Consider the following 23,348-nt stretch of genomic DNA (forward strand, 5'->3'; position numbering starts at 1 on the left):
CCTGATTAGAAACCTGCCTCAGCGAGGCTCACCCCATGAGCTTGTGACTCACTAATCTGTGGTCTTCTTACAGTGGGGTGAGCACCATGGCCTTCAACCAGATTCAGTTCCAGCACGGCATGTCGATTCCGGAATTCCTTCGTAGCTTTGGCACCGAGGCACAGTGCGCCGAAGCGATCAAGGCCGCGCGCTGGCCTGAGGGATTTCGCTGTCCGCGCTGCTCCAGCAGTGATCACTATGTGGTCGGCCACGGTGTCCGTAAGCTCTTCCAGTGCAATGGCTGTCGGCATCAGACCTCCCTGACCGCAGGCAGTCTCATGGCACACACCAAACTGCCCCTGACGACCTGGTTCTTGGCCATCTACCTCATCAGTCAGGCCAAAACCGGCCTGTCTGCCCTGGCGCTCAAGCGTCAGCTTGGCGTGAGCTATCCCACTGCCTGGCTGTTGCATCAGAAGATCAACCGGGCCATGGCCTCGCAAGACGCCACCCACCAACTCAGCGGCACGGTGCAACTCGATGACGCTTACCTCGGAGGCGAGCGCACAGGCGGCAAAGTCGGTCGGGGCTCCGAGAACAAGGTCCCCTTTGTCGCGGCTGTCTCGGTCAATGATCACGGGCATCCGATGTTCATCAAGCTCAATGTGGTCAGAGGGTTCACCTCTGAAGCGATCAGCAAGTGGGCCAAGTCCAATCTGGCACCGGGCACCAGCGTGCACAGCGATGGTTTGGCCTGCTTCAGTGCGGTGGCCGATGCCGGTTGCCTTCACCTCCCGATGGTGGTCGGCTCCCTCAAGCCGCGCGACCTGCCCAGCTTCAAGTGGGTCAACACCGTGCTGGGCAATCTCAAGACCACGTTGGCCGGAGCCTTCCATGCCCTGAACTACCGCAAGTACGCCGAGCACTACCTTGCTGGCTTCGCCTACAGGTTCAACCGCCGCTTCGATCTGCGTGGTCTGGTCGCAAGTCTCATCGTCGACGTCGTGAGAGCAAAGCCCATCAAGGAAAAGACGGTCAGGTCGCATGCTGAGGCACGTTTCTAATCAGGAAGAGATGTACCCTGAGGCAAAGGTGACCGAAGAGAAAATGCTCGACTTGGTTCTGTGGCAAACAAGGTAGGACGCGTAACTCACTTTAAGAGCCGGGAGCGCTACTTGCATCGACAGTCCAAATGCATCAGTGAAGTTGTGAATGGCAATAGCACGAAAATCATCGTGTTCGGCCCGCGGGGCAACGCCATTGAATGGAGTGATGCCGGTGGCCGTTTGGAGCTCATTAAGTGGTTGGACAGCCAGGGCATCTCATGGACGCCGGTGACTTTCCCTCGATCGGAGACTGGTGCGCCGCGCTATCGGGGACACATCTTTGTCGATGTGCCATACAACCCGAAATTGCCCGAGTTTCAAGCACTTTGCTTATTCGTCGAGGGGCCGTCCTCAGAAGAAACTAGATGGCCTGAAGGACAGTTCTGCGTCTACCCTCGTGGGTGGCCGACCAAGTGGACTGACTGCCTCTAAGTAGAGATGTTCGCTGTCGTCAATTGAATGAACCTCCCGATCTCAGCATTGCACACACCTGTACCCCCCTCAGCACTGTGACGGCTTCTAGGCAATTAGTGTCGACAACTGGAGGCATGGCGAATCAAGGACTTGCAACACTTCCAAAAAACTGACAGGTCAACACAAGTCGAAAACGGACTCACGACAACGCCACATGCGCCGTCGTAGGCAAGCAATTAAAGTCGAAAACAGTGCGATGTATGCACTCATAGACATTGCCAGTCGATCTGACGCGAGGCGTCATCGGACTAACACGCATCATGCCAAGGGCGCGCTCAGGGAAGTCGCCATGGCTCGCCAACTTGAGTCCAAGGTTTCGCAGATAGGGGTGGCAATCGGCTCTGACTGCATTGCTCAAGCTTAGGGTTCGTCAATGTTTGGAAGATCAGCAAAATGTGGCGGCTCTTCGCTGAAGGGGGTATCAAGTTCAAAGTCGTCAAAGCACTCTTCCTCTTCAACCAAATCTTGAATACCCATCGCCCGTCGCAAAGCGGATGCGGTAGAGGGAAGCACCCTGATTCGCTTGCGGTTGCGATCTGAGCTGAACAGCACGACAGATCTATCGCCAACAACAGTTCTGAGGCGGCGATTGACGGCACCGACAAAGCTTCTCTTGAGCTCGTTCATATCCTTGTAAGGTCGCCCCTCCCCCACCAGCTCATCGACATTGACGCGCTCTCGCTCAGCGAACATGCGCAAAGATTGTTGGCTCTTCTCCGCAAGGTTGGACAAGAGATCCATCGCTTGAGGCGTACTGATCGCCAAGACGCGCCTTTTGATGCTGTCATCGGCATCTAGCACCTCCTGGACATGCAACGCGTCGAAATCTTGAACAATCTTCGTGTTGGGCAATTCTTCAGAGAGGCCCAACAGCAACGACAAGATCTCGTTCTGAGTTGCGGGGGACAACTTCCGGAAGCTTTCGGCGCTGATCACGACTTGCATACAAACCTCACATGATGCCAACATCATGCATCAAACATTGACATCAAATGACGCACAAGCATATGATGGACGCATATCATCATACAATCGAATGGGCATCATGTCATCCATAAATCGCGTCATACTGATTGGCCACCTTGGTGCAGATCCAGAGTCCCGTGTCCTTTCGGATGGCGCACCCGTATGCAACCTGCGTCTCGCCACGACTGATCGGTGGCACGATCGCGCCAGTGGAGAGCAGCGCGAGTCAACAGAGTGGCACCGAGTCGTGCTGTTTAGGCGTCAAGCAGAGGTCGCTCATCAATTCCTTCGCAAGGGATCGCTCGTCTACATCGAAGGGAGACTTCGGACCAGAAGATGGACAGACAAATCTGGAATTGATCGCTACTCAACCGAAATTGAAGCTGAAGAGCTGAAGATGCTGGATAAGCGACCATCACCCTCCAAGTGGCCAGACAATTCAACGAAAGAACGTTTTGATTGCGACGAAATAGACGAGTCAATTCCTTTTTAACTTTATAGGAAGTGATGCGATAAAATAAAAAAAGGGCTACACAGATTTTCATGCGCACCCGAAAAAACAAAAAAGCACGCACGGCCCACAATACCCACATATACAACCTCAAAAAAACACCCACACGCAAAGGCAACCCGTGAAAGATTTCATTAAGATGTGTTTTTGGGCAAGTTTAGCCTTTTTCCTTTTTGTTGCCATTATCGAACTCCTGGGAAGCTCTTCTTATTTTTCACTGCCTCGTCAGTTAGCAGAAAAAAAGGTGGGGCCAGCCCCCCAGCCCACTGTGCAAGAGCTAATCCCGCTGGGTTACCCCATCCAAAAACCCGGAGAAGATTATTCGAACAGCATTTTGGGTCAGTTCAACAGGCGAATGCTGTCATTGGAACAAGCGTCATTCCTGCTTAAGCACAGAGAACCATGGGAGCAAAAGGTTTCCGCGCTAGAGGAAGAATATGTAACAAAATCCAAATTATTAGCTGGACTGCTAATGCTACCTTGCTTGTGGATGTTTGCCAGGGCATCAAAGCGCTGGTGGTCACGTTCCCTAAAAAAATTTGTGAAGTCGATAATTGACACAAAGCTATCACGCAGCGACCCTGGAGAAGGCTCACTCCGCCAGGCAATTGAAAATATTTCAAATCAAAGGCGACTAAAAAAACAGCAGGAAGAATTCCAGCAAATGGAGTCGCTATTAAAAAATGGCCTCATCACACAAGACCAATTTGACGAGAAAAAAGCGGTGATTATTTCAAAGGTACAAAGAGTTATGCAAGAAACACAACCCCACCAGTAGGCATGCTACGCGACAGATTAGAAGGAATGAAATCTCTAATGCGCGAGAGGGAGCGCATCTACTACATCCATATGAGAATCGAAAAATGAACGGTACCTGCTAGAGGATATATCGAATATCACCAGATGCCGCTGAGCACGAGTGATAGCTGTGTAAACCATTTCAGGATCATCCCCAGGCGCAAGAATACAAAAAACCGTTTGCGACTCGAGGCCTTTAAAACTGTGAATCGTAGACAACTTGATTAACCCAGAGTTTTGCGTAAAAAACGATTTCTTTCGCCTCCTGATCTTTTCGAGCTCATTCTGGAGGGATTCTGAATTTGATCGTGCACGAGGAGGCAAGGCACGAACCTCAGCATCTTCCTCGAATGTGACTTTTGTTTTTTCTGTCAAAATTAAACGCTCGTTTAACACAATCAAAAACTCGACAGATGAGCTAATCAGCGCAACATCATTGGGATGAAGCTTATTTTCGACGATGTATCTCTGTATGCTATTAAATACGCGATCTGCATCGAAGGAATCACCATAGGTTTCGTAGCATAACAAATCATGGCGCATGCTAATCTGCATTGACTGACCCTCAGCCTCAGCAAACACCTCTGAGTCTTCGTACTTGCTAATCAGATATTGAAGCTGGAAATCTCTAAACAGCTCAACCAAGGGTGCATCGCCAAATGTGCGGTAGGACTTTGTCAAACGAATCCAGCTGCCAAAACCCTGAACGATGGATGACTCTCGACCTTCGTTTGGCCTGCCGTAAATATTCTGTGATTGATCGCCAAAAAGAACCATCTCACCTTCATCGCTAAGGAAGCAGTCACGCACAAGCTTGACCCAAGCAGGATGAAAGTCCTGAACCTCATCAATGAGAATGGTTGGAAACCTCTCGGTCTCCACATCTTCAAATAGACTTTTCAAGCCCAAAATGTAGTCGTGGTCTGTACGCTTTGTAGGCGGCAGGTCCGCAACCTTAGCCTCAAGGTCGATGCCGAGGTTATTCAACTGGTTATGAATGAAGGCGTGGTAATGTATGATTTCGCAGTACTTCTGATCCCCGCCACCTTGAAGGCGACTAATGGCGTCTCGTATATAGTGTCTCAAGGTAATATTGAACGTCAGTATCAAAACTTGACCGCCATGTCGCTTGTGGGCATTGATCGCTCGCTGAGCAAGTATGGTGGTCTTCCCGCACCCAGCAACGCCTTTGATCTTTGCGAATAGTGGAGAGCTCTCCGTCAAGGTGAACTGCTTCGCATCAAATGCAACGGCCACACCTTGTTGAACAACGTGAACCGGAGGTTTCAACCTTCGTTGGAAATCCTCATGAATATCCTGAGTAAACAGGATGTTTTCTCTCATTTTTCTAAAAGACTGAATCTTTTTGACTACGTTATCAAAGCCCCAAGAAATTCCAATATCTCGGCTGATCTTGTAGCGCAGCCGTTCACAGCGATCCATTTTTTCTTCATATATCTCCCGAGCAATACATTGATAATTTCTGTTCAGATCAGAAATTCGACCTTGAACGTTATAAAGTGCCTCGCTGTACAGACGGTTTATCTGCTCGCGACTTGCAGCGTGAAAATAGACCCCCACCGTGATCAAATTAAAAAAATTATGGTTCTTCAATTGCTGAAGCCCAAGGACTGGCAGATGGAGATCGAAAAGGTTCTTCTTGTAGCGAAAGACCTGCTGTTGAGGTGATCGAAGAATGTTGTTTTGATAATGCCATCGGCCGTTGATGTCGACTCGATAGTGATCCAAATTCCAATCCTTGACCTCAATGATCAACACCCCGCATTCAGGTTTGATCACAATTACGTCGGGTCGATCACCGTCGAGATAGGGGTTGAAATAGACCTCGTACGAGTCATCAAGGGTGTCAGCGAGGACAGTAAGGAGATGACGCTCACCAGCGGTGGGCGGCACCGTTAGCCGGTCAATGTTTTGCAGGTCAGGATAGAAAGTTGCCATTGGTCACTTCATCAATTTCGCGCTAGAAAATTGCACGATGTGAATACGAACCTCGCACGCCCACACGGCGGAGAGTTCACCATCTCCGCGGAGCACGAGATCGCGCTAAGCTAGTTGCTTGCATGAACCGCTCGAGAAGAGGCTTCAATGCAGCACGCCCTACCCACTCAACGTGGCATGTGGAGGTGGCATCCTTTACTTCGAAGCCCCAGTCAAAACTCAAACCACATTCGTTCCCAAGCAAGTAGCGCGGATGACTGTCTAGTGAATGGCTTTCAAGAAAACCGTACTCAATCTTGATATCTGAAGCGCCTACCTCACACTGGATCATCTCGAGATCTGCCTTAAACTGGGCTCCGTCGTCAATGTGAATCCTTGCGTGCTCGGCATTCACCATGAGCTTGAATACATCAACCTTCTCTGCTTGAGCGGCCTTGATCAGAGCTTTTAAGGTACGTACATAGCGATGCTCTATTCGGCTCAGATCGCGCAGACGTAGATAGCGATCTATCAAGACCACCTTCTTCGATATCTGGAACAACGGTCTAGCTGCCTCAGCATAGGCATTCGGTGTTCTTGGTATGTGCGCACCGCTACAGTCCGGAAGCGCCTTCGGATCTGTCAGCACATCAAAAACAGTCTGAATTGGCGGTCTTGATCCGACAGGGCCAATTAGCCCCTGCACATCGCGCAGTTGCTGTGCGTTCTGCACCCACGAAAGAGCTTCCGAATAACGCGTCGACGCTGGCAGGAGAGAGTTTTTAAATCTGAGCAGTATTTCTGTCAAACGTGCACGACTAAGATCATCTAAATCATCGATGTGAGCATTCCTAACCTCCTCAGGCCAGTCCAACGGAAACTCGACGATGAATCGCCCATGCTCAGGACCAAATAGCCTAAGGAGGCTAGCTAGTTCGACAAACGTCGACGCTGCGCACGGATCTACTCCGTAGCGATCATTCATCGAAGAGCTCCGTCCAACGCTCCTCGAAGAAGCCATTTGGCCAACGGTCGATGAACCCTCCTTTACGGGAGATCCGTAAGTGCTTCACAGTGGACCCCCCTTCTGGCTTGGGATCGACGTAAAGAACAACCACGTCCTCTCGCCCCAGAGTATGAGGATCCAGAGAGCGCTCTGGATGCGCAGCTTGCCGTATCCGCCTCAACAGCCGTAGTAGCAGGTGCTCGCTGTGCGTTTCGGCAATGATCTGGTGGCACCCTTTGGCGTTGTTGCCACCAAAATCTGCGTCACCCAACGCCACTATCAGCGCATCTGCAAGTTGTGACTGCAGAGCTGGGTGTAAGTGCAACTCTGGCTGTTGGAGAAAAGCCGTTCCTGATGTAGCAACTGCAAGCAGTACCGGCAGCACGTAACCGAGTCCCGATCCCACTTCGTCAAAATTAAAACGTCGTCCGGCAGAGTCGCTGAGTTCTAAAGAAACCAAGAACTTGCGGCCAGTGCCTGCAGACCCCTCGGCTTTTTCGTCGCTGACGCCCGAGCTCAGCAAGGTCAACTCATGGACGCCAGCCGCAAGAAAATAGCCAGAGGAACTGAATAGATAGTCGGCAAGAAGGCGGTTGACGAGATCAAGTGGATCGTTTTCTGGTCGGCCTAGCGGCTCCCCCAACAACTTGGCAGTGCATCGCTTCAACTTATCGTGTCTTGCCATCTCCGAAGCGAACGCAGAGCGTGTGACCTCCAGATGCTCAGGCGATCCGTTGACTTCCAACCCCAATAGTTCACCTGTCAGTAGCGTTCCATCAGCATCCAGAAGGTATGTGAGGTCTGACCTAGCGGGTACAGCCCTTGACGCAGGCACCAGTGGCACCCGGAGTGCCCGAGACATGCTTTGCATGCAAGCACGAAACAGAGCATCGAACATACTGATGAAAGACGTTTCGGCAATACGTGCTCGTCGTCTAACGTCATCGGACATAAGGGGCTCGATGAAGTCCACTGCGTTGGTACCTAGCCAGCCGTTGTGCAACGCTGAGATTCGGGTTCCAAGCCAACCTTGATAAGTCACGAAGCCATCTTCGTACCGCTGAGCCATCCACTTGAGATCTGCCGCGGCAGCCCACGTAGCCAGCGCCGGATGATCAAGGTTGATACAAGCTACGCCTTTGGGTTCGTCAAAGAGAAGGATCGACGAACCATTGATGCGAACTTCAATGCGCTGCTCCTGAGCACGCTCCTGAGAGGTAATAGGCAGCGTACCGTTTTCGGACAGACAGTACAGAATCGAAACATCAACATCGAGATGCAGATCAGTGAACAAAGGCTTAAGTACTGAAAAGCAACTTTCGAAACTGTCGAGGGGTTTGAGTTGGCCGAACCCAAATTCACGCTGCGCGAACCCAGCCTCCGCCCATTGCTCCCCTCCAAGGCGAATGATCGCGCCGAGCTCCAACTCCTCAACGAGCGCCGCCGGTGTTGCACTGCCGCGTCTCCAGTGGCGACTCAAAATCTTGGTGACTTGGTGGTGCCTGGGTACGGCTGATACATATGCAGGCACCTGGATCTCGCATAGGTCTGCCAAGGCAAGCATGGCGTCCAGGATCGCACTCTTCCCTGCTGAGTTGGGCCCATAAAGCAGGGTCAGCGGACCAAGAGGAATAGCTACAGGATCTGCGAAGACCTGAAACCCACCAACAGTCAGTTGCTTGATGTAATGCCTGCTCAACAAAATTTCTCCAAGTACTTAATTTCAATCTTTATGAACACCTGATTTTCGCGGTGAACATCGGAGGCGATACCAGCGTAAGCAGCCGAGTATGCCGTTGTTTGGCAATACAAATATTGATCGAGGCGGATCTAACGACCTATCCACCTACAGGCCACACGCTCAAGCAAGAATCAGATCGCCCGAAACCTCTGCCACACCGAAGACGCTTCGAGAGATGCCCACGGCTCATGACTTCAGCAAATCGTCAACGGTTGTCCTGCATTCTCGCTCACGCAGCGACATGGATGCTGATGCGCTGACCGTCAGCTTGCTTGGAAAATTGATCAATGTCCGGAAACAAAAGCACCCGGATGAGCAAAGGCACTATGTGTCCAATTTCTGGGATGTGAGTCTGACGTCGTCGATATGGTGCCTGCAGCGACGGGTATCTCGTCTCAGAAGCAAGGAGGGCTTAGTGCCCCCCCCCACTGATGGGCCTGTTTGCCCTGATGGATCCGCAATGGTCATCCTCAAGGTATGCGCTCGCTCTGATGTGCGCTGACCCTACGTGTCCTCACACCTTGGATCAAATAGCCATGCAATCGTCTTCACAGGGTGAGCGTTCTCGCAATCATCCGCAAAGCGGCGATTGAGGCCTACTACTATCTCTTCGACAAGGAGTACCAGCGGCGAGATGGCGCACGCTACCAAGTCCGCAGAGAACTGCGCAATCGACTTGTCAAGGACTTGCGCACGGCAAGCGAGACCGCCGAGAAAGTCGTCATCGTGTCCCACAGCATGGGTACTATGATCGCTTACGACGTGCTCCGAAACGTCGCCGACTGCCCGCAAGTTGACACGCTGTTCACTCTCGGCTCACCGCTAGGTATCACCGAAGTCCAGGACGAGTTGCGTGCCGCGGATGTGAAGCAGGTGGATTTTCCCGCAGCCAAGCTCTTCCGCTGGGTGAACGTGTTTGACCCCATGGACCCTATCTGCGGAGTCGACCCACGCTTTGCCAACGACTACACCGTGGTCGACGGCAGGAAGGTCGAAGACCTTGAAGAGTCAAACTGGGGAAACTGGCGACACACTATCACCCACTACCTGGCGGGTGTGCGCTTCCGGGGAGCACTCGCCAGCACGCTAGGGATCGACCTGTCATGAACCACGACAAGATCGAACGGCTCGCAGGCGAGCTTCTGAGCGGCACGATACCGGATTGCCTGCCCGACGAGCTCAACGCAGCTGTAAGCCATGTTGGCAGTCTGCTCGCGTCGTCATCAGGCCCAGACGTCGAGCAAGTAAGGCGCGCCTTAGGCGCTCTCAACAACGATCGACTGTTCCTGCCCGCTCGAACGCTAGCCGAAAGCTGGAACGCTAAGCTCGGGTTTGATCTCGTTGTCGAGAGGCGACTCGTGCAAGCTCTGATCGAAATGGACGATCTGGACTACGCGCAAGAACGGCTAAAGGATGCCATTGAGTCGGCGAAGACCATGGACAGCCAGTTGGCCAAAATCGAGTTGGGCGAATATCAGGGGCAACAAGGACGCATCGCCAAACAGCGATTTGTACGTTCAAATGATCCCGATGAGCTGGCCCGAGCCATCGAGCACTACGCTGCTCGCTACCGTGCTAATGGCAGGCCCTACTTCCACGGCATCAATGTCGTGGCCCTAGTGGCTGCTCAGGAGCGCCTAGATCCAAGTTTGCGGCCGCCACGGGGCCTGCGACTGCCAGCACTGGCCCGGGCCGTGCTGGTCGACGTTAAGAAGAGAATTTCGAGTGGCGAAGACAGCCCGTGGCCATTGGCAACAGCCTCGGAGGCTTTCCTAGCGCTGAATCGATGCGATGACGCAGAGCTCTGGCTGCACCGCTTTCTGCTGCACCCACAGACGCATCCGTTCCACATCGAGGCCTACTCTCGCCAGTTGCGCGAGATCTGGCTTGGCAACGCCTTGCGAAACACAACGTGCGCTGACCGGCTCAGTTCCATTATCGACCGGCACGTGATGCGGACGCAGAAGCGGTGGTCCATGTCGCCGAAGATGCTGAAGACCGCGCAGGTTGATCCGCAGTCGCTCGAGAGGAACTTCTCTGGCGAACGCACGTTCACTGTTGCAATGATCAAGAGGATGCTTGAAAAATGTGCCAGCATCGGCTGCGTGACCGACCCCAATGGTCGCCGATTTGGTACCGGGTTTCTTGTAGCGGCGAGTGCTCTGGGAATTGGCCCAGAGACTGAACTGGTGTTTGTGACGAACTCTCACGTCATCAGCGACACAGTCAAGGATGCGATTCCGCCCGCCAACGCTTGGGTGACCTTTGAGCTCGAAAGCACCGCCAAGGGTGAGTTGGTGCCGCACAAGGTGGTTCCGGAGGTGCTTTTCACCTCACCGCCGGGAGAGCCAGGCATCACGGCAGAAGATCGCCTGGACGTCACCGTCGTGAAGCTGGCAAGCTGGCCGGAAGGCGGCATAGCGCTGCGAACCAATGACAGCTTACCGACTCCTTCTCGTAAGACAAAGGTTTTCGTGGTGGGCCACCCTTCTGGCGACGCGCTTCAGCTCTCGTTGCACGATAGCGAACTGCTCGATGTCTGCGACCACGACCGCCTACTGCACTACCGAACACCAACCGAGCCCGGCAGTTCCGGCAGCCCGGTCTTCAATACGAACTGGGAAGTCGTAGCACTACATCACGCGGGGTCGTCCGCTATGCCACGCCTGCGTGGCAAGGGGCAATACGAAGCAAACGAAGGGATCAGCATTCGCTCCATTCGGGGCAGCGCCATTGCGTCGCGTCTACAGCGCTAGCTCAATAGCCTCGCAAACACGACATGAAGGGTAAACGCGGCCCCACCACCCCATTGCTTCAGTCCTGACCGCCAAGCATGTGTGTCCATATGCAGCGACAGGTAGGACCGCGGCTTTCCGTAGCGGGTTCCCGCGTTGGTCCTAACTGGTCTCTCGCGGCCCGTACTGTTCGGCAAAGGAGGCACTGAGTGCAGCCTGGACGACCCGAAAATTACCCACTGCGGTCGAAGATCCATACCTGTGGATCGACGCGCTCTATGCGCTTGACCGAGGTGAACGCCAGGTAAAGGCCCTGCGGGAGCGAGGTGGGCGCTTCGAGCAGGCCGGGGCCACCATAGGCGGACTAAAGCTGCAGATGCCTTGGGGTTTTCGCATCGACGGAACCTACGGTGGCACCGAGTACGCAATTCTGAGGTTCTCTCGCCGTGGAATCAGTGAGTTCAAGATCATCATGAATCCGGTACTTCGTGGGCTGGACTTACCGGGACCTACGTCGATGTCTCTTCACCATGTTCTGACGGAGAAGACCGACAAAGTAGAGGGCTCGAAGGCAATTGAAATGACCAAGGCCTACAAGGCGGCCCAGCGTTTTGCCACCGGGGACAACTCGCCGACCGTCGGTCACCACTGCACCCGTTGTGACTTCTGCACAATCTGTCCATCCGCCCCTCGGTAGGCACCGGCTCACGAGTTCCGGGAGGCTACACGCTACCTGGAAGCGACTTAGAACGGACCGAAAGGCCATCATTGCTGGTTCGCCCACAGCACAAGGGCACTGCCACGGTCAAAGACAAGGACAAATTCAGTTTGGGCTGCTTCGAGTCATTCGTAAGCGTCCGGCAAAGGCATCTTGATGATCGCACGCTTGACCCGTGAGGATAGTGTCCACCAAGCAGGTAAGTGGACACGATGCAAAGCACTCCAACGAAGCGCACCCGGCGCATCGGTGGCCGGGGTAGCGCTGGCACATGGCCTCAATGCCAACTTGGTTCGCCGCTGGATCAGGGAGGTATCTGGCGGTGGCGCCATCACCGTGGCTGCCTTGGAGCCGGCAGGCTTCGTGTCCGTGCCGATGCCCTCACCCAGCTTGAATTCGGTGACCGCCGAACCTATCCGACTGGAGCTGCGCCGTCGTACGCCGTCAAAGTTCCTGCTCTGACATCGACGGCAGATTAAGGTGTCAGCGCCGACCATGCCATGGACCTGGCGTAGCTCACGACGCAGTTGCATCGACAGGCCGAGATCTGCGCCAGAGTTCCTGCTCTGGCCGGGTCCCGGAATGAGAACAGCCCAAGCGGCCTCTTTGGCAGCGGTGCTTTCACCTCGGACGCGCATCTCCCACTTAGTTCTCAGCATCCCGCTGAAGCGCAACCTATTTGGAGAACAGGAAATGCTTTCAATGAACGTGGGTAACGATTGTGTTACCGTAGATCTATGACAATTCGGGTCGAAGAGTACGTTCGGGAAGACGGCGGATGGCGACAACCCCTACCAGACGTGGTCAACGGGCTCGATGCACAGGCCGCAGCCAAGGTCGCAGTGGCCAAGGTGAGGCTGGAACTTGGCAATACGTCAAGCGTGGAGTGGTTTCGTGGCATCGGCGAGTTCGAGATCGACTGGGGTCCTGGCTACCGTATCTACCTGGCCAAGGAAGGTGATCAGTTGATTCTTCTATTCGGTGGCAGCACCAAGAAGGATCAGCAGAAGGCTATCGATCAGGCAGTTACCTTGCACGCCGAGTACAAGGCTCGGAAGAAGGCGACCATTGCCGTGAGCAAGAAGGGAAAGAAGGTATGACACTGCCCCGAGATTTCAAGAAGACGGTTGTCGAGCGCGTCGAGCGAGATCCAGCCTTCGCCAAGGCATTGCTGGATGAGGCGGCATCGTTGTTCCTGAGTGGGGAACCTGATGCTGCGCGCCTCATTCTGCGAGAACTTGTCAACGCTACGGTGGGGTTTGAAGCCCTTGCTGAGCTAACGAACAAGCCGAGCAAGAGCCTGCATCGCATGCTGTCTCACAGGGGCAATCCAAGCATGGACAATCTGGCCGCCATCTTTGGTGCCGTCAGAACCGGCCTCAAAGTGACGTTCGACGTTCGCGTCGTTGAAATGACCTAAGGCAAGCTCAACCGGCTTGCGGAAGCGTCCATCTAATGGTGCGAACTCAAGGCCAAGTCAGATCGCCCGAAACCTTTGCCGCACTGAAGACGCTTCGAGAGATACCCACGGCTCATGACATCAGCAACAACTGATCCAGGCACTCCGAGAGAACTCATCCACGATTCATAGAACTCGCGGGCCTGGAGAAAACGCAGATGGGAGCCAACGCTCCATTCAAAGTGGCCGAGCGTTTGAAGCCGCATCAATGACTCATGGAGCACAGTTTCATCCTCTGGGTCAAAGAAGCAAGTCTCCAGTTCAGCCAAGTACAACGGGGCGGCTCTCACAAACGTGTCGACGCCCAAACCCTCTGGCAAATTGCATGCGCAATGAAGCAACAAAACAGTCGTAGCCAGATCAACTGCCCATGACTCCAATCGATCGTGTTGCAGAAAATCTGTGTCTGCTGCAATGGCTAAAAGTAGCCGATGCCCCTGCTCGGGTGAGAGGTCGTAGCAGTCATCCATGTCCTCCCAAGATGGGCGAGGCGCCCTTTTCAGCATGATGTTGAAGAGGGATGGCTGAAAGTGCCCCCAGTCTTCTTGAAGCGAAGCTTGCTCCTCGGCTGTGGCGTTCCGCATCTGCAGCTGGAGATCAGAAGAAAGAGCTCCGTACTGATGACCCGAACACAATTCCCAACGCTGCCAGAGGACTTCAAGCATTCGCTTCAAGGCCATCGCTTTCAGGGGCAACCAATGCACCAAGCCCGAGCTCTCCGACAAACCAGCAATCTCCAGTGCATCCATATGCAAGTGCAGGCTGCTCATTGGCTGGTACTGCGAGACATGACTCCAGAGAGAAGCCCGCCACTTTTTACTGCCAAGTGATCCGGAGACTCCATGCAGCAAACCTCCCCCGATGAGCTGCTGGTAAAAGTCGCCGCCGTGAGCCGTGAGGTGCTCCCTTCCCACCCAGCTCAACCGCTCACCGCAACGATCGAGCCACTCACGACAACTGCCAGATGCTTGGCTGGGTTGTTCACGAAACCAGGATCGCCAAGTGCGTGGATCCATGTTCCTCGATAGCCCCATTTCTGCGCTCAGCCCCAGCATCCGCTCAGCTTGCGCTTCACCCGGGACATGTGCATCGCCTAAGGCCAACCATTTGAGATGGTTCACTGCAGCGGTCTGACGAATGGCAGTGATCTGCACCATAGCCCTCAAGATGGTTTGCCGACATCGTGCGTGGACAAGTGCGACGACGTCTGTGGAAGTGTCAATGCAATGTTGGCAGATTATTTGTCACGAACATTGCATCGCGGCCAAAGCTCAAAGCTCTTAAGGTCACCGGATCCGAGTTTCGCTCACGGAGGGCGAGACTTGAACACGTGCACACCACCATCGCGATGCCAGCCTTTTCTACATCAAGAGTCAGCCACGCCGACTTCGGCGAGATGCTCTTTGATATGCGAACACGTTGCGGCCTTTCGCAGCGACAGTTGGCAGCCGCGACGGGAATGGCGCACACATCGGTATCGCAGGTGGAGAACTGCCGACGCGCCCCCCCGGATGAATCGACCGTGGCAAGACTCGCACAGGTGCTTGAACTGAACGCGTCGGAAAGAAAAGAGTTCGAGTCCTTGGCCAAGCAGGGCCGCACTCACCTGGGCTTGCGAATCAATCGCCAAACACCTCAGGCGATCGCGCAACTCATCCGCGACATCGCCATGCGCGGAAGACAACTCACCCCAAAACAGATTGATGCGATTCGACGCAGCTTGGAGATGACCATGCCCTAAAAAAGAACGGTAGGACCCCTTTCGAAGCCCCACCGCTCGGGTAGCTCAGCCATACGGCCTTTGCTTAGTGACATAACAAAGGATATCAGGTTCGAGCTTCCGAGGGGAGGAGTGTTCGCGCTCAAAGCGCTAACACCCAAGGAAGAAGAACATGAGAAAAACCAAACGATTCACACCGACGGTACTCGCTCGCTTCGTTCGAGAACTACGAGGTACCGGTGACCACGAGACGTATAAGCCATGGCACAGCGTCTCAAGAGGGGACCCATCCAGCAACGGTCGAAGCCATCTCCTGATGTGGAGGGGTCGACTGAGAGAACTGCTCTCCGACGGTGAGCTAACAGCGCAGCATTTCATCACCATGCTGCCCAACGTCATTGACTCTCGTGAGCAGTTCCCCCTATCCCTCTATAGCGATGACGATCCTTTGACTTTGGTCGTGGATGGCAACGACAGTGGCGGACGTTACCCTGGCACCATCGAGATTGCCAGGTCCATGGGTTTAAAGCCACCTCGATTGAACGGAGACGGCATAAGCGTCCCGTGGATCATGTCGACCGACTTCCTGCTCGACATTCAAAACCCTGATGGAACGACATCCCGGTTGGCCCTAGCCTTCAAACCGTCCAATTGGAACAAGCGTCGTCGCACAGTTGACCTGCTCAACATAGAGCGCATGTATTGGCATCACCGAGGTGTCCGCTGGTTCTTGCTCACACCCGACCTACACAACAAGTCCATAAGCAAGACTTTGTCCCGCGTCGCATGCTGGGCGCTGGGAGATCCAGCTCCAACAGAGCTGATCGACCTTGCTGTTGCGATTGCGATCAACGATCCATTCCAACCGGTCAGCCGTCTGATGAAAAGACTGACCATCGAAACTGACTCGATGGAGAACGCCCAAAAGGCTCTATGGCAAGCCATATGGTTTGGCAAGTTGCCGGTAGACCTCCGCTTAACCTGGCGCCCTCATCTGCCATTGGTGCACCTCTCGACCGAGGACTTTTGGAAGCAAAACCCAATTGCTTCGAGGAGCTCTGCATGGATCTGATCCCAAATGCCACATTTCGGATCTTAGGTAGTGGGCGTCCTAATCCTGTGCCGGGCCTGTACCGAGTGATCTTGTCTGACATCGGATTGAACATCGCTGTGGCAGCACGAATTGAAAGCGAAGAAGAACAACCGGAAGACAAGGGGGCAGAGAGCAACAAGCAATCAGAGACAGCTCGCCGCAAGAAGCCTCCACTTCCGCTCGTAGGCAACCTCATCTGGTTTCAGCATCGTGAGTTGCAAGCTCTCTGCGATGCCCACCTACTCAAAGAAATTGAGCTTTCGAGAGTAGATCCCCTGCAGCGCTCTGAAGCGTCTGAACGAAGCTTCAAAGCTCGCGTACAGACGATGGCACTGTTTTTGGACCTCAAGAAACTCCAAGACAGCATCCTCACTCACCACGGAGTCGGTGATCTGGTGAGGATGACCGCAGAGCAACACGGCGTTACCAAGCACCACGTTTACAGAATGTGGTCTTTGCTGTGTCGACATGGACTTCACCCAAACAGTCTCTTGCCCAGTTTCCACCGATGCGGTGGCCCCAATACGGGGCGCCCATGTGATGTTGACCCTGACACTTCAATCCCGCTGCGAAAGAAGGCTGGCCGCAAAGACACAACGCAAAGCACTGCACTTAAGTTCGGCGTACGGCTGGAGTCATCTCAGCAGCCTATGAACTCGTCATGGTTGGCCACTATCCAGGCGGTAGATGCACAGATCCCGATCCCCAAGCCTGCATGGCCTAAACGGTGCGAACTGATCAGAAACCGCGGATTTTGTGGACAAGCCATTGAAGAAGATGGCGAGGTGAAGTACTTACTTCCGCCGATGGGGCAGTATCCAAATGACAGTCAGATCAAACGTGCGCTCACAACTGACGCCACGCGTTTGGAGCTAATTCTGAACGCCACAACAAAGCGACACTTCGAGGCTTCAAGACGAGGATTGACTGCAAAAGCATGGGAAGGCTCCGCCGGTCCGGGCCATATGTGGGCTATTGACTCCACAGTCGGTGACATCTACCTACGCTCATCCATCAATCGTCAATGGATCGTTGGACGGCCCATCGTGTACACGATTGTGGACATTTGGTCATCAGCTGTTGTCGGCTTCTACGTCTGCCTATCAGGCCCGAGTTGGTCTCAAGCAAAGATCAGCCTTTTCAACGCATCGGCCAACCACAACTTTGTCAGTCAACTCGCCGGCGCACATCGGGGACTTGGACTTCAGCCAGCACCAACGCTTTGCCACGCCCTGCTAGCTGATCGAGGTGAATACCTGTCGAAAGGACATCGCGAGACAGCAATATCCATCTTGGGGCGAACCTCGTACACCCCGCCATACCGAGGTGACCTCAAAGGCTCAGTTGAGGTGATGCACCGCATTGCAAAAGACGAACAGTTTCATTTCATACCTGGCGCCATTGACTATCGCAGAGCCGAGCTCGAACTGAGAAAAGTCGACCCCAACAAATGCGTCCTCACGGTGCGTGAGTACACGCAATACCTCTACGAACTCTTCCGGACCTACAACCTGACAGCTGATCGTCGCAAGCGCCTCGACGCACACATGATTGGAGCTGGGGTTCAGCCCTGCCCAGCCGGTCTTTGGGGCTGGGCGCATGACATCGGTATAGCGTACAGAAAAAAAATAGCGGACTCAGACTTGATCACTCTTCTGCTTCCGTCAGCCACTGCGAGCATCTGCCGTGACGGCATCAACCTTGGCGGCAAACAGTACATGTCGGAACAGGTAAAAGAGGAGCAATGGACGACCTACGCTCGAAACTTGGGTGGATGGGAAACAAAGGCCTTTTACCACCCCATCACTGTCGGCCGCATCTGGGTTCCACAGTCTTCTGGAGATGGCTTAACTGAATTGCAGATCATGGACGAAGCTCGTGCGTCAGCTGAGTTGACCGTTGACGAATGGGTAGACTCAATCGCCATCGCCCGAATGAGGCAGCCAGACTTTGAGCATGAACGGAACCGACACAAGTTGGAGTCGTGGCGTATCACTCAACAGATCCTGGAAAGAGCGAATAGGTTGAACCAAGAAGCTCTAGAGAACGGGGACGGTGGCTCAGCTCCGACCATGTCTGAAGCACGGAAGATGGAGGGCGAGGCACAGCACTCATCGAAACCGGCTGTGGCACAAGACCTTCTCGATGAAGTTGATCAAGCCGAGATGGATCATGAAGAGATGGTTGGAATGATGTTCCATTCGCAGTCCACGAATATGAGCGGGATCGCACATGCCTGATGTTCCTGCCCATCAGAGCAATGTGCTGATCAATGGCTTATACGAGATCCCATCCCTCGAATCTGCTGCGGCCTTTTTGATGTGTAAGCCCCAGGTTCCACCCGACATGGCGGAGATACCTAAGCACATACGTCTCCATCATCTGATGGACGTCAAAGACCTCCACATTCCATCATTTACGGAGTGTCAACTGCTGCAAACCACCGATCTGATGCTGCGCCAGGGGTACAAGTACAGAAATCCAGCCAACAGTTCGACTTGGGGGGCAGTCAGTGGCGAGGCCAGGCGGCAAGGGTTGATACTTCCGCAGGCCATGGCTGCATCAGTAGAAGGCTTATCTGGTGTTGGCAAAACACAAGCGTGTTTGCGCTGCTTGCATTACCACCCACAAACAATTGAGCACCAGTCATTTCCACGCTTAATCGGGGCGCACACACAGGTGGTGTGGTTATCTGTAGAGGTCCCTCCTTCTGGGAAGTCTGCAGACTTAGCGCGAGCACTGATGGAGGCTTGGCGCAATGCAACGGGTAGCGGCAGATTTGATGCGTGGCTCAGCAAGGAAAAAATCCCAGATGGGATGCGTGCGCTTGACGAATGGCGCCAAGTGGCGGTGGGTCACTTCCTGGGGGTGCTCCACCTTGACGAAATTCAGAACTTATTCAAGCTCAGCTCACTGAAGCAACGCACTGGCCGCAAGGGTGAGAGCGGAGCCCCAGAGTTGTCGATCGTCGAAGATCAACTGCTGAGGTGGTTGCTGTACCTGACCAATAGTGGGCAAATCCCGTTGTTGCTGTCTGGGACGCCTGACGGTATCGGAGCGCTGACGAAGCGGCTGAGTACCCTGGAGCGAATCAACACAATGGGATACCACCCGTTTGACCCAGTGACCTTGCACAAGAATCAAAAGGTTGAGCATTCGTTTTTGGGCGCACTTTCATGCTTTCAGTACGTCCAGCACAAAATCGAAATGGACGAGTCGCTCGCAAACCTGATCATAGATCTCACCGGCGGCATACAACGCATCATCATTGCCCTGTGGATTGCAGCTCACAGGGTCGCCTTCACACGCAAGAGCGACACACTCACACCTGCCGACTTCACCAAAGCGGCAGCGACGTGGCTTGCACCGCTTGCTCCGGCCATCTCTGCATTGAAATCTGGCGACCCCAGAAAGATGAGTCGCTATGAAGATCTTGTTCCACGAGACACAGCATTCTGGGAACATTTCTGGGGAGGCACTTCATACACGCCCAACAACTGATACTTCTCTACGTTTCCTCGGATTGAGCATCGAGCTCCTCAAAGCCTCGACACGCGCGCCAGTTCGCTGTCCGACAGGCCATCGTCCTGTTTTTTCAACGGGATTGGCCTGCAACTCTGCCAAAACTTCTGTCAGGGGAGTCAACGCAGTCTCAATGCGCTTGCGCATGTAGTCCAAATCGAGCGCGTGTTGCCGGCACGCTTGCTCCAACGAGACTTCGCCTCGCACCACCAGCGCAATGACCGCCAAGGCTTTCCCATGGTCTTGGGTGCCAATTGGGGGCAGGCCAAGTGGTTTGAGCTGCGTGGCTATGCACTTCCTTGTAACCCCCAGCATCGCAGCAACTGTGACGTGGTTGCCCTTTGCTGCCATATAGGCTTCGCGCAAAACTGACGCCTCAAAGACGGGCGACGATTTGTCGCGCTTCGGAAACCGCTGTTCGCTTTGAAGTATTGCGTTGACAGCCTCATCAGCCGAATCAAAGAGAGCAGCAAAGATGGCAGCGAGTGATGGAACCGACAAGCCCAAGCTCACAGTGCCGTCGTCGGCATGAAGATCATCTTTGGTGAGCACCCGACGCAACCATTTCTCATCTGCTTTTGCCTGGACATAGTTGTACAGGTCTTGGCTGTGCACCTCCACTGGCTTAGGTATTCCACGAGTGACTGCAACAGCCCTTAAAGCGCGTTGCACACTGAAGGTGTTCACAGGCTTGTCTGACATCAGCAAGTCATTGCAGATGGAGGCATACCGCTGGATGTACTTCGAGCTCAACAGAGCAGATACCCATTCGGGACAAAATTGCTCGCACGACTCTTCAAGCCAAGTAGCTGGAAAACGTGAGAACGGGTTCTCTTGCGTCACATAGTGCAGCGCTTGGTCATGCTTGCTGCACCAATAAATTCCAGGCAACTGGTGACTACGTCGCCAGTAGGAGTGACCGTGGAAACGAACGTCTTCCTCCATGCGTATTCTGGCGAACGTGACCGACGATTCCGGCCCATCGTGACCGGTTGCACCGTGTGAGGTGTTGCGCGTTCAAATTGTAGGGGTGTCGGTCACGATGGGTCTGAGTCGGGCTCCTTTTTCGTGGGTTTGGGCTTTTGTCGCAGGGACTCACCGGTCAGAGTGAATCGGTGGTTTCGCTGCATCAGGCGATCAAGGATCGCGTCGGCAATCGTGGCGTCACCGACCCAGGCATGCCAGTGTTCAATGGGCAGCTGACTGGTGATGATGGTGGCCTTGCTGGCAGCTCGGTCGTCGATGATCTCCAGCAAGTCAGCGCGGGCCTGGTTGTCCAGCCCAGCCATGCCCCAGTCGTCCAGCAACAGGACATCGGTCTTGGCCAACTGGATGAGCCACTTGCCAAAGGTGCCATTGCCGTGACGGATGCGCAGCTCTTCGCTCAGACGTGGCACACGTTGGTAGAAGGCAGAGCGACCGCGGCGACAGGCGTGCTGGGCCAGCGCACAAGCCAGCCAGGATTTGCCAGCTCCGGTGGGGCCGGTGATCAGCACGCTGTGGCCGCTGTCGATCCAATCACCCAAGGCCAGGCTCATGACAGCCTTGCGATCCAGGCCGCGTCCAGCTCGTGTATCGATGTCCTCAATGGCGGCTTGGGGGTACTTCAGCTTGGCCTCTTTGAGCAGGCGTGCACGCCGCTTGTCGTGGCGCCAATGGAGCTCGCGCTCGACGATCAGAGCCATGCGTTCTTCAAAGCTGACAGCGCTCATGCCGGCCTGCGTCAGTTGCTCATCAAGGGCTGTGAGCATGCCCATCAGCCTGAGTTCACGCAGCTGGTTCAAAGTCGTGTTCATCATCATGGTGCAATCCTGTCTGTTCACTGGTAGTAACCGGGGCCACGAACGTGGGCATGGTGCGGGCTGGTCCAGTCGGTGGCGGTCGTGGCGGGCACCTGATCCCGGCCGTTTGCCAGAATGTCGCTGACGTGCCTGTACTTGACGGTGCCGAGCTCCAGGGCGATGAGGCAAGCGGCTTCCAGTCGGGGCTTGCCGTACTTCTTGGCCAGTGACAGCAGCCCCAGGCAGGCGCGGTAGCCATGCTCGGGATGGCGTCGCTCCTCCAGCAGACGCTGGACGGTGCTGGCACAGGCCACACCAATGGTGCCGCCCCAGTGAATCAGGCGTTCAGGGGTCCACTCCCGATGCGCGCGGTGCGCTGCCGACATGTGCTCCGCCACGGTGGTGAAGCCCCCCTTGTGGAGACAGCGCAGATGAGCGGCAACACGCTGACCACGGTGGACGATCTCCACGCCGCGCGTGGTGATGCGTGCCTCCAGGACCAGCCCGACCAAGGACTGCGGCACGCTGTAGCGATGCCCCTCGATCTCGACGTGGTGATCAATGTGCACGCGCACGGTCTTGTAGGTGGCGAATTCCCAGGGCTGCAGAGGCAAGGCTTGCAGTGCTGGCGCATCCAACTCTGCAAACGTGCTGACTCGGCTGCCAGGCAACCTCTGGAATGCCTTGTTGTTGAGTTGTTCCAGCAGCGGCGCGATGGCCTCGTTGACATCGTCCACGCTCGCAAAGCGTTGGTGGCGCAGTCGCATCAGGATCCAACGCTCGACAACTTGCACGGCAGACTCGACCTTGGCCTTGTCCTGCGGGTGATAGGGCCGCGCCGGTAGCATCGAGGTGCCGTAGTGGCGAGCGAAGTCCTCCACCGTCTCGTTGGCGCGAGGCTCATAGCGGTTGGGGTTGGCAATGAGGGCTTTGGGGTTGTCCGGCACGATGAGCTGGGGCACCCCACCGATGAATGTCAGGGCGCGGGCGCAGCCATCAAGCCAGTCGGCCATGGTCTCGCGCGGTGTGGCACACGCAAAGGTGTAGCTCGAAGCGCCCAGAGCGGCCACGAAGATGTGGGCACGGCTGCCGTCCACCAACTCGATCGTGGGACCTGCAAAGTCGATGAACAGCTTCTCGCCTGCGCGGTGGGTCTGGCGCATCGAGCGTTTGAGTGTCTTGGCGTAGCGGCGGTAGTTCTCGCAGAACTGCGAGTAGGAGTGCGTATGACCGTCCAGGTGCTGCTGGGTGTGCTCCTCCCACAGCAGCATGAGCGTCATGCCCTTGCGGCGCAGTTCTTTGTGAATCTGGGCGTAGTCGGGGTGCACGAAGTGCTGCGGCCGTGGCGGCGGTGCCAGCAGGCGATGCTGCAAAGCGGTCTCGTCCAGGGGCTGGATGGAGTGCCAATCCAGACCTGCGACCGAGGCCAAACCGACGTACTTGGTAACCACGCCTTTGGAGATGCCCAGGGCGGCGGCGATACGCTCGTGCGAGAGCCGAGCATCGAGTTTGAGACGCAGAACGTCCTTGATCTTGCGCATGTGAATCCTTGGTGCAGGCATGCCGGCTCCAGCAAAAAACTGGGCAGGCTAACTGCATTGGGTGAGACAACTTGCGCAACACCATCACGGTGGCATACGACGCCATGCTGGCATCGTGACCGGTGATTCCGGCATCGTGACCGAGATTCCGGTCAGGTGCAAAAATCGGTCACGTTCGACCAGAATGGCCGGTCACGATGAACCAGAATCGGCGGTCACGATCCGCCGGAATCAACGGTCACGTTGGACCGGAATACGCA

At 54.9% G+C, this 23,348-nt stretch carries 20 protein-coding genes; 12 read left to right on the forward strand and 8 right to left on the reverse strand.

The annotated features are described in order from the left end of the window. Positions 1 to 86 precede the first annotated feature (86 nt). Positions 87 to 1,043, forward strand: a complete 957-nt coding sequence (locus WIT60_RS16015; protein WP_103826989.1) for an IS1595 family transposase — start codon at positions 87 to 89, stop codon at positions 1,041 to 1,043. An 876-nt stretch (positions 1,044 to 1,919) separates the two neighbouring features. On the opposite strand, the gene WIT60_RS16020 is transcribed toward WIT60_RS16015, so the two are convergent. After that, entirely contained in the window at positions 1,920 to 2,504 is a 585-nt protein-coding gene (locus WIT60_RS16020; RefSeq protein WP_339584861.1) for a hypothetical protein, read from the reverse strand. A 100-nt stretch (positions 2,505 to 2,604) separates the two neighbouring features. On the opposite strand from WIT60_RS16020, the gene ssb reads away from it, so the two are divergent. Together ssb and WIT60_RS16030 are read left to right on the forward strand one after the other, a co-directional pair. Continuing rightward, entirely contained in the window at positions 2,605 to 3,018 is a 414-nt protein-coding gene (gene ssb / locus WIT60_RS16025; RefSeq protein WP_339584877.1) for a single-stranded DNA-binding protein, read from the forward strand. A 139-nt stretch (positions 3,019 to 3,157) separates the two neighbouring features. After that, positions 3,158 to 3,814, forward strand: coding sequence for a hypothetical protein (locus WIT60_RS16030; protein WP_339584862.1), 657 nt, complete (start codon positions 3,158 to 3,160; stop codon positions 3,812 to 3,814). A 35-nt stretch (positions 3,815 to 3,849) separates the two neighbouring features. Here WIT60_RS16030 and WIT60_RS16035 read toward each other — a convergent pair whose 3' ends face one another. The 3 genes from WIT60_RS16035 to WIT60_RS16045 all read right to left on the reverse strand — a co-directional run bounded on the left by WIT60_RS16035 (position 3,850) and on the right by WIT60_RS16045 (position 8,477). Further along, a complete protein-coding gene (locus WIT60_RS16035; RefSeq protein WP_339584863.1) occupies positions 3,850 to 5,793 on the reverse strand; it encodes a nuclease-related domain-containing DEAD/DEAH box helicase in 1,944 nt (647 codons plus the stop codon). Between the two features lie 76 nt (positions 5,794 to 5,869). Continuing rightward, the gene (locus WIT60_RS16040; RefSeq protein WP_339584864.1) at positions 5,870 to 6,757 is read right to left on the reverse strand and encodes a hypothetical protein; all 888 of its coding nucleotides are present in this window, start codon (positions 6,755 to 6,757) and stop codon (positions 5,870 to 5,872) included. Beyond that, a complete protein-coding gene (locus WIT60_RS16045; protein ID WP_339584865.1) occupies positions 6,750 to 8,477 on the reverse strand; it encodes an AAA family ATPase in 1,728 nt (575 codons plus the stop codon). Before WIT60_RS16045 ends, WIT60_RS16040 begins: the two co-directional genes overlap by 8 nt. A gap of 597 nt (positions 8,478 to 9,074) precedes the next feature. Here WIT60_RS16045 and WIT60_RS16050 point away from each other — a divergent pair. From WIT60_RS16050 to WIT60_RS16070, 5 genes are all read left to right on the forward strand, one after another. Further along, positions 9,075 to 9,626, forward strand: coding sequence for a PGAP1-like alpha/beta domain-containing protein (locus WIT60_RS16050; RefSeq protein WP_339584866.1), 552 nt, complete (start codon positions 9,075 to 9,077; stop codon positions 9,624 to 9,626). Beyond that, positions 9,623 to 11,275: a serine protease gene (locus WIT60_RS16055; protein WP_339584867.1), complete on the forward strand. Its 1,653-nt coding sequence runs from the start codon at positions 9,623 to 9,625 to the stop codon at positions 11,273 to 11,275. Before WIT60_RS16050 ends, WIT60_RS16055 begins: the two co-directional genes overlap by 4 nt. Before the next feature lie 853 nt (positions 11,276 to 12,128). After that, the gene (locus WIT60_RS16060) at positions 12,129 to 12,434 is read left to right on the forward strand and encodes a transposase (protein ID WP_445207713.1); all 306 of its coding nucleotides are present in this window, start codon (positions 12,129 to 12,131) and stop codon (positions 12,432 to 12,434) included. A gap of 338 nt (positions 12,435 to 12,772) precedes the next feature. Then, complete coding sequence (locus WIT60_RS16065) at positions 12,773 to 13,072, forward strand: type II toxin-antitoxin system RelE/ParE family toxin (RefSeq protein ID WP_339584869.1); 300 nt, start codon at positions 12,773 to 12,775, stop codon at positions 13,070 to 13,072. Beyond that, the gene (locus WIT60_RS16070) at positions 13,069 to 13,392 is read left to right on the forward strand and encodes a helix-turn-helix domain-containing transcriptional regulator (RefSeq protein WP_339584870.1); all 324 of its coding nucleotides are present in this window, start codon (positions 13,069 to 13,071) and stop codon (positions 13,390 to 13,392) included. The genes WIT60_RS16065 and WIT60_RS16070 overlap by 4 nt, the downstream gene beginning before the upstream one ends. Positions 13,393 to 13,424: 32 nt before the next feature. On the opposite strand, the gene WIT60_RS16075 is transcribed toward WIT60_RS16070, so the two are convergent. Then, entirely contained in the window at positions 13,425 to 14,585 is a 1,161-nt protein-coding gene (locus WIT60_RS16075) for a hypothetical protein (protein ID WP_339584871.1), read from the reverse strand. Positions 14,586 to 14,761: 176 nt separating this feature from the next. Here WIT60_RS16075 and WIT60_RS16080 point away from each other — a divergent pair, with 176 nt between their 5' ends. The 4 genes from WIT60_RS16080 (at position 14,762) to WIT60_RS16095 (ending at position 19,745) form a co-directional block, all read left to right on the forward strand. Next, a complete protein-coding gene (locus WIT60_RS16080; protein ID WP_339584872.1) occupies positions 14,762 to 15,172 on the forward strand; it encodes a helix-turn-helix domain-containing protein in 411 nt (136 codons plus the stop codon). Between the two features lie 361 nt (positions 15,173 to 15,533). Then, a complete protein-coding gene (locus WIT60_RS16085; protein ID WP_339584873.1) occupies positions 15,534 to 16,223 on the forward strand; it encodes a TnsA endonuclease N-terminal domain-containing protein in 690 nt (229 codons plus the stop codon). Further along, the gene (locus tag WIT60_RS16090) at positions 16,214 to 18,484 is read left to right on the forward strand and encodes a TnsB C-terminal domain-containing protein (RefSeq protein WP_339584874.1); all 2,271 of its coding nucleotides are present in this window, start codon (positions 16,214 to 16,216) and stop codon (positions 18,482 to 18,484) included. Before WIT60_RS16085 ends, WIT60_RS16090 begins: the two co-directional genes overlap by 10 nt. After that, a complete protein-coding gene (locus WIT60_RS16095; protein WP_339584875.1) occupies positions 18,477 to 19,745 on the forward strand; it encodes an ATP-binding protein in 1,269 nt (422 codons plus the stop codon). Before WIT60_RS16090 ends, WIT60_RS16095 begins: the two co-directional genes overlap by 8 nt. Here the strand turns inward: WIT60_RS16095 and WIT60_RS16100 are convergent. The 3 genes from WIT60_RS16100 to istA all read right to left on the reverse strand — a co-directional run bounded on the left by WIT60_RS16100 (position 19,725) and on the right by istA (position 23,109). Next, complete coding sequence (locus WIT60_RS16100; protein ID WP_339584876.1) at positions 19,725 to 20,711, reverse strand: hypothetical protein; 987 nt, start codon at positions 20,709 to 20,711, stop codon at positions 19,725 to 19,727. The two genes, WIT60_RS16095 and WIT60_RS16100, sit on opposite strands and share 21 nt — an antisense overlap. 92 nt (positions 20,712 to 20,803) lie before the next feature. Next, on the reverse strand, positions 20,804 to 21,568 hold the full coding sequence (gene istB / locus WIT60_RS16105) for an IS21-like element helper ATPase IstB (protein ID WP_339582728.1): 765 nt from the start codon (positions 21,566 to 21,568) through the stop codon (positions 20,804 to 20,806). A gap of 17 nt (positions 21,569 to 21,585) precedes the next feature. Next, the gene (gene istA / locus WIT60_RS16110; RefSeq protein ID WP_339582727.1) at positions 21,586 to 23,109 is read right to left on the reverse strand and encodes an IS21 family transposase; all 1,524 of its coding nucleotides are present in this window, start codon (positions 23,107 to 23,109) and stop codon (positions 21,586 to 21,588) included. Positions 23,110 to 23,348: the final 239 nt, after the last annotated feature.

Source organism: Aquabacterium sp. G14 (assembly GCF_037482285.1).
In the GTDB taxonomy this organism is placed as follows: domain Bacteria; phylum Pseudomonadota; class Gammaproteobacteria; order Burkholderiales; family Burkholderiaceae_C; genus Aquabacterium.

Coding starts and splice junctions, on each gene's coding strand:
- istB (WP_339582728.1), bottom strand. CDS start 21,568: ATGATGATGAACACGACTTTGAACCAGCTGCGTGAACTCAGGCTGATG.
- WIT60_RS16035 (WP_339584863.1), bottom strand. CDS start 5,793: ATGGCAACTTTCTATCCTGACCTGCAAAACATTGACCGGCTAACGGTG.
- WIT60_RS16070 (WP_339584870.1), top strand. CDS start 13,069: ATGACACTGCCCCGAGATTTCAAGAAGACGGTTGTCGAGCGCGTCGAG.
- WIT60_RS16100 (WP_339584876.1), bottom strand. CDS start 20,711: ATGGAGGAAGACGTTCGTTTCCACGGTCACTCCTACTGGCGACGTAGT.
- WIT60_RS16060 (WP_445207713.1), top strand. CDS start 12,129: ATGATCGCACGCTTGACCCGTGAGGATAGTGTCCACCAAGCAGGTAAG.
- WIT60_RS16085 (WP_339584873.1), top strand. CDS start 15,534: ATGCTGCCCAACGTCATTGACTCTCGTGAGCAGTTCCCCCTATCCCTC.
- WIT60_RS16055 (WP_339584867.1), top strand. CDS start 9,623: ATGAACCACGACAAGATCGAACGGCTCGCAGGCGAGCTTCTGAGCGGC.
- WIT60_RS16020 (WP_339584861.1), bottom strand. CDS start 2,504: ATGCAAGTCGTGATCAGCGCCGAAAGCTTCCGGAAGTTGTCCCCCGCA.
- WIT60_RS16040 (WP_339584864.1), bottom strand. CDS start 6,757: ATGAATGATCGCTACGGAGTAGATCCGTGCGCAGCGTCGACGTTTGTC.
- WIT60_RS16090 (WP_339584874.1), top strand. CDS start 16,214: ATGGATCTGATCCCAAATGCCACATTTCGGATCTTAGGTAGTGGGCGT.
- istA (WP_339582727.1), bottom strand. CDS start 23,109: ATGCCTGCACCAAGGATTCACATGCGCAAGATCAAGGACGTTCTGCGT.
- WIT60_RS16015 (WP_103826989.1), top strand. CDS start 87: ATGGCCTTCAACCAGATTCAGTTCCAGCACGGCATGTCGATTCCGGAA.
- WIT60_RS16095 (WP_339584875.1), top strand. CDS start 18,477: ATGCCTGATGTTCCTGCCCATCAGAGCAATGTGCTGATCAATGGCTTA.
- ssb (WP_339584877.1), top strand. CDS start 2,605: ATGTCATCCATAAATCGCGTCATACTGATTGGCCACCTTGGTGCAGAT.